Genomic DNA, 5,324 nt, shown 5'->3' with positions numbered 1-5,324 from the left:
CCGGGGAGAAATGGAGCGCCACCGCTCAGAAATACTTCCTGGCGCTGGAGGAGAGCATCAACCGGTTCCCGGGATTCGCCCCCGAGATCCAGGGCGTTTATTTTCAGAACGAAGACGGCCGGATCCGTGCTTACGGCTATGTCTTAAAAAATGAAAAGCAAAATAATTAAATATAAAAGGCAAAATCCATGATGGAATGGTGACTACGGATTGATGCAATGAAACGGATGGGGATTACACATAAAAGACAATACATCAAAAAATAGACAAAATATAGCATTTCATTTGATTCTTGAGTAAGGTTTCAAGGTGATGACTGCAAAGAATTGCTCAGTATAGATGAAAGGAAAATTTTTAATGAAAACTCTCTATCAGCCAATTACCCGTGATTTAAGCCGAGCACTTGCAGATTTAGAAAAAGTAATGCCCTTTGATTTTCAACATTTGCTGGTTATCGGCTGCAGCACCAGTGAAATCATGGGCGATCGTATAGGAACATCCGGTTCACTGGAAATTGCCGCAGCGGTTTTCGAAGCACTGAACACCTGCCATGTTAAAACCAAGGTGCATTTTGCATTTCAGTGCTGTGAGCACCTGAACTGCGTTCTGGTCGTCGATCAGCATCTGGCGAAAGAACGCAGGTTTGAGCAGGTAACGGTCCGCCCTATTCGTCATGCCGGGGGAGCGATGGCAACCTACGCCTATGAGCACATGGCCGCTGCCACCGTTGTTGAGTTTATCAAAGCCGACGGCGGTATTGATATCGGCGATACATTGATCGGCATGCATCTGCGCCATGTCGCTGTCCCGGTCCGCAGCGATGTTAAACAAATCGGAAAAGCTCATCTTGTGATGGCAAGGACCCGTCCAATGCTGATTGGCGGAAAAAGGGCCGTCTATCCGGAAATGTAAAAGATTCGCAATGATTCGGGGCTGTTTCAAAAGCCTCCTAAAAACAAAGAACCGAGTGGAATGCGCACCAAAATTCCGCTCCGGTTCTTTGTTTATGGTATTGCCCGGCTTTCCTTTTCTCCCAGTGGGCCCCCCTTTCGGACTTTCTTCAGAAAGTCGTCAGCCAGCACCGGGAGCCGGATTCAATCGCGACTTTTTCCAGCCCTCTTAAATGAAATCGGCGATTTTTTCTGTAACTTTTTCCAAGACAAGAGATGAAAAGGCGAGAGGGGAAATGCTTCTCCCTCCTGCCCTTTATTCGAAGCTCCCTTTTGAGACAGTCTCATCTTTCCGCACTTAAAGATTTTACTAAAACGGGCTCACCGGTCATTAACCAAGTAATCTTTCGCCATCCATTTTTCACTGGAAGTAAAGGTTATCGTCAGCCATTCTGTCAAATGTCCATAGCCCAGTTCGCGATCAATTTCATTACGAATTTTGTCTAAATCAGCTACACTGCCGACATTAAAGTCCCGATCAACCAATATATTAATCTCAATAATCTGCGTATTTCCATATACTTGCACCGAGCTGACGTAATCTTTAAACGAATAATAGGCCATAAATTTATCCATAACATGTTGGACATGATTGTGTAAATTCTGCGGTGCAACCATGAGGATCTGTTTAACGGACGGGATTAAAATCTTTAAAGTCGAAGGAAGCATCTGTATCGACATAACAATTAAAATAATGGGGTCAACGTAAACAGATAAGTATCGCCACTCTGTCCGCGACAATACCCAGGCAATTGCAAAACTGAATAACAGGCTTATTGATGACTTAGCATCAATGGACCAGCTGATGTTATCATAGCGGACTAAATTGGATTTTAATTTTTTATTGACATACCGGACGTAGAAATAATACACAGAGTCGCTTATTGTAAAAAATAAAGCATAAAGTATGGCAATATTAAAATCCATCTGATTGCCATGGCTTAATAAGCTTAAAATACCCGAAAAAAGGGCGTATCCCAAAATAATTAACGTAAAACTTCCTTCTGCAATTAAAACAAGCGGTTCGAAATGCCAGTAGCCAAATTGGAACCGCTTGCTCGTTTCATTCTGAGTCAGTTTAGACGTACCTAACATCATTAACTTAATGATGACCGCTATAAATGAAAATACGCCGTCCAAGGTAATTGCCCGGGAGTTAGATATTGTTCCCACTACCGTACCGCCCACAGCAACCAAAAACATCATACCGACAGACTGTTTCAGCAATTTTTGCTCAATGATTTTTTTATTTACCATTTTAAATGACTTTTATTAAAGTAAAAGGCGCTGCACTATTCACCTATTTAGCATTAATAAAAAACTTATTAAAGTCCCCTCTTTGTTTTTAACAGGTATCTATGATGAAACGCCGCTTTATGCGCATACGATGTTATAAGTTTGATGTATAAACACTTAATTATTATATCATACTTTCTCTCCCGGGACATTGCCGGCAGAGAGCCTGTCCCTTGATCTCTGCCGGCTGCTCCCTTCTTCTTAATTCATTTTATTCATCTCTATGTCCGATGTATGTCCGGAAATTGTGGAATCCTTACAGCCATAATCATGTAAAATAAATTCGGATAACGATTAAAACGTTAGCGTATCAATATGGCATCGGTTCGGAAGTGGACGCTGTACTATCAATCTTCATAATCGGTGCCATCAAAGATCGGAATTGTAGACCCATGCAGCTTCTGAAAATTTTCCAGCCGATGACCGGCTGCCTTCAATAAAAAAAGATGGATCCTGGGGGATCCATCTGTCAAGAGTATTTTTACTTTGTCAAACCGTCAGATTGTAAGGGAATAACGTATTCGGCTTAAAAACTGCAATCCCCCCTTTGAAAAGGGACTGAGGACTACTCACCCCGCTCCTGCATACGCTCAGACCGGGCAAGCATGTGAACATCCAGCCCTTTCATCGGTTCCCCCAGTCCTCTGGAAACCTCAATAATACGGGAGTAGTCTTGATAGTACGTCGTCGCTTCAACAATCCCTTTGGCAAATGCAGATGGGTTTTCCGACTTAAAAATACCTGATCCGACAAATACACCGTCCGCTCCCAATTCCATCATGAGTGCGGCATCCGCCGGTGTAGCAACCCCGCCGGCCGCGAAATTAACCACCGGAAGGCAGCCCTTTTTCTTTATTTGCAGAAGTACATCATAGGGTGCACCCAATTCTTTCGCTGCTACGATCAGTTCATCTGCCGACATAGCAACAATTTTATTGACTTCATGATTGACGATCCGAAGATGGCGAACGGCTTCAACAATGTTTCCGGTTCCCGGTTCTCCTTTAGTTCTGAGCATTGACGCACCCTCGCCGATCCGCCGTGCGGCCTCGCCCAGATCCCGGCAGCCGCAGACGAACGGTACCGTAAATTCTTTTTTGTTGATGTGATAAATATCATCGGCAGGAGTCAGCACTTCGCTCTCATCAATATAATCAACACCCATAGCCTCCAGCATGCGGGCCTCAACTATATGGCCGATCCGGGCTTTAGCCATAACCGGGATAGAGACGGCGTTCATAATCTGTTCAATAGCTGCAGGATCGGCCATGCGCGCGACTCCTCCGTCTTTACGAATATCCGACGGCACCCGCTCGAGAGCCATAACGGCTACCGCTCCCGCTTCCTCCGCTATTTTCGCCTGCTCGGCATTGACGACATCCATAATAACGCCGCCCTTCTGCATCTCGGCCATGCCCCGCTTGATCTTATCGGTTCCAGTCTGAGCCATTGAATATCCCCCCTGCTATAAACTAACATCCCGTGCCAAAAAATATAAATATGATCGGTTAAACGGCTTTATGGATTCCACTGCTCTCATTTCTTACATCAAAGCGATGTGAAATAAACCCGTATAGCGTCCATCCGGCGAAAACAACGATAGAACCATAAGTCATTGCTTCAAAACCGCTGGCATAAAGTGCGTACAAACTGTATATGGAGCCGATTAATGCCACCAGATTGGTTACCCTTGCTTTTTTCACAGATGTCTTGGCGTATATCTGAATCACAGTCAATGCGGCCATCGACAGCAAATAAGGAATCAGATTAGTAACGACGGCCAAATTAACTAATATGGTGAACTGCTTGGACAAAGAGGGGCTAATCGTCATGAGAGCAAGAAGGCTCTGAATAATAGTCAGCACAGTCATACCGACAATCGGGGCATCTTTTGTTGTCACTTTACTGAATAGATGAGGAAAATAGCCGACATCGGCAGAACTCTTAAACACGCGGCCAATTGTAAACTGCCATCCCAGTAAAGAACCGATACAAGCGATCATCATAAGTCCCATAATTATTTTGCCGACAGCCGGAGTAAACATTGTGGCAAAGGCCAGACCGAACGGAGCAGTTGAGTTTACCAGGCTGGAATTGGGAACGATGCCGGCAATGACATTTGTAGACAGAATATACACGACGGCACATCCCAGGGTTCCTCCCAATACTGCAATCGGAATATCCCGCTGCGGGTTTTCAACAGCATCCATATTTGCGCACGCAGATTCAAATCCCAGGAAAGACCACAAAGTTATGGAAATAGATTGTCCCATCGCTGAAAAAAACGGCAGATTGTGAGGATTCCAGGCGGCTGCATACATTCCTCCTTTAAACCAGAACCAGCCGATTACTCCCACCAAAACAACAGGAATAATGACTCCCCATATGGTAAAAGATCCTATTCTGCCGGTTATTTTGGCTCCCCCAAAATTGGCCACCGTGGTCAGCCATAGAACAAAAATTGTCCATAGAGCGACGGCAACCGGAGAGAGAGTGACGCCGAAAAGTTCTGCAGCATACCCCACGGCTGTGATTGCTATGGCCACGTTTGCGATAGCTAAGGATATGCCGTAGGTATAATTCGCCATGAAATTCCCTGATTTACCGAATGAATACTCTGCATATCCGCCCATTCCGCCGGCTTTTTGACTAAACATGCCGCATTGTGCAAAACCGTAGGATAAGGCCAGCGATCCCAATGCGGTAACTATCCAGGAAGTTATAGAAATCGTTCCTACCTCGGCCAATTTAGTAGGAAGCATAATGATTCCGGATCCCATCATATTGACTGCTGTCAGTATGGTAAGCTGCCAGACTCCCATTTTATTGCTTTTGCCCATTTTCAGCACTCCTTATGGATACCAAGCTATTAATTCGAATTTTCAAGATTAATTATCATAATTTAATGATTGACCTTACCCTTTTCATTTTTTAAGACATAGCCGTAAGCCCGGATCCGGCCGTCTTCGTTCTGAAAATAAACGCCCTGGATCTCGGGGGCGAATCCCGGGAACCGGTTGATGCTCTCCTCCAGCGCCAGGAAGTATTTCTGAGCGGTGGCGCTCCATTTCTCCCCGG

General features: G+C 44.9%; 6 protein-coding genes. 2 read left to right on the top strand and 4 right to left on the bottom strand.

From position 1 onward, the window contains the following. Together OYT88_RS20605 and OYT88_RS20600 are read left to right on the top strand one after the other, a co-directional pair. Positions 1-170: Orn/Lys/Arg family decarboxylase (locus OYT88_RS20605; protein ID WP_274402247.1), on the top strand; the 170-nt coding region annotated here is incomplete at its 5' end. Between the two features lie 169 nt (positions 171-339). After that, complete coding sequence (locus OYT88_RS20600; RefSeq protein WP_274402245.1) at positions 340-912, top strand: TIGR01440 family protein; 573 nt, start codon at positions 340-342, stop codon at positions 910-912. Positions 913-1,271: 359 nt separating this feature from the next. Here the strand turns inward: OYT88_RS20600 and OYT88_RS20595 are convergent, their stop codons facing one another. The 4 genes from OYT88_RS20595 to OYT88_RS20580 all read right to left on the bottom strand — a co-directional run. After that, positions 1,272-2,207 (bottom strand): cation diffusion facilitator family transporter, encoded by a 936-nt coding sequence (locus OYT88_RS20595; protein ID WP_274402244.1) that lies wholly within the window; start codon positions 2,205-2,207, stop codon positions 1,272-1,274. A gap of 604 nt (positions 2,208-2,811) precedes the next feature. Further along, positions 2,812-3,696 carry a pyridoxal 5'-phosphate synthase lyase subunit PdxS gene (gene pdxS, locus OYT88_RS20590; RefSeq protein WP_274402243.1) on the bottom strand — a complete coding sequence of 295 codons (885 nt, stop codon included), beginning with the start codon at positions 3,694-3,696 and terminating at the stop codon, positions 2,812-2,814. A 58-nt stretch (positions 3,697-3,754) separates the two neighbouring features. Continuing rightward, on the bottom strand, positions 3,755-5,086 hold the full coding sequence (gene potE, locus OYT88_RS20585) for a putrescine-ornithine antiporter (protein ID WP_274402242.1): 1,332 nt from the start codon (positions 5,084-5,086) through the stop codon (positions 3,755-3,757). Positions 5,087-5,148: 62 nt separating this feature from the next. Continuing rightward, positions 5,149-5,324 (bottom strand): Orn/Lys/Arg family decarboxylase (locus OYT88_RS20580; RefSeq protein ID WP_274402246.1); only part of this gene is annotated, 176 nt, incomplete at its 5' end.

Origin of the sequence: Sporolactobacillus sp. CQH2019, assembly GCF_028765345.1 — a bacterium.
In the GTDB taxonomy this organism is placed as follows: domain Bacteria; phylum Bacillota; class Bacilli; order Bacillales; family Sporolactobacillaceae; genus Sporolactobacillus.
This window is presented reverse-complemented; position numbering and strand designations above follow the sequence as displayed.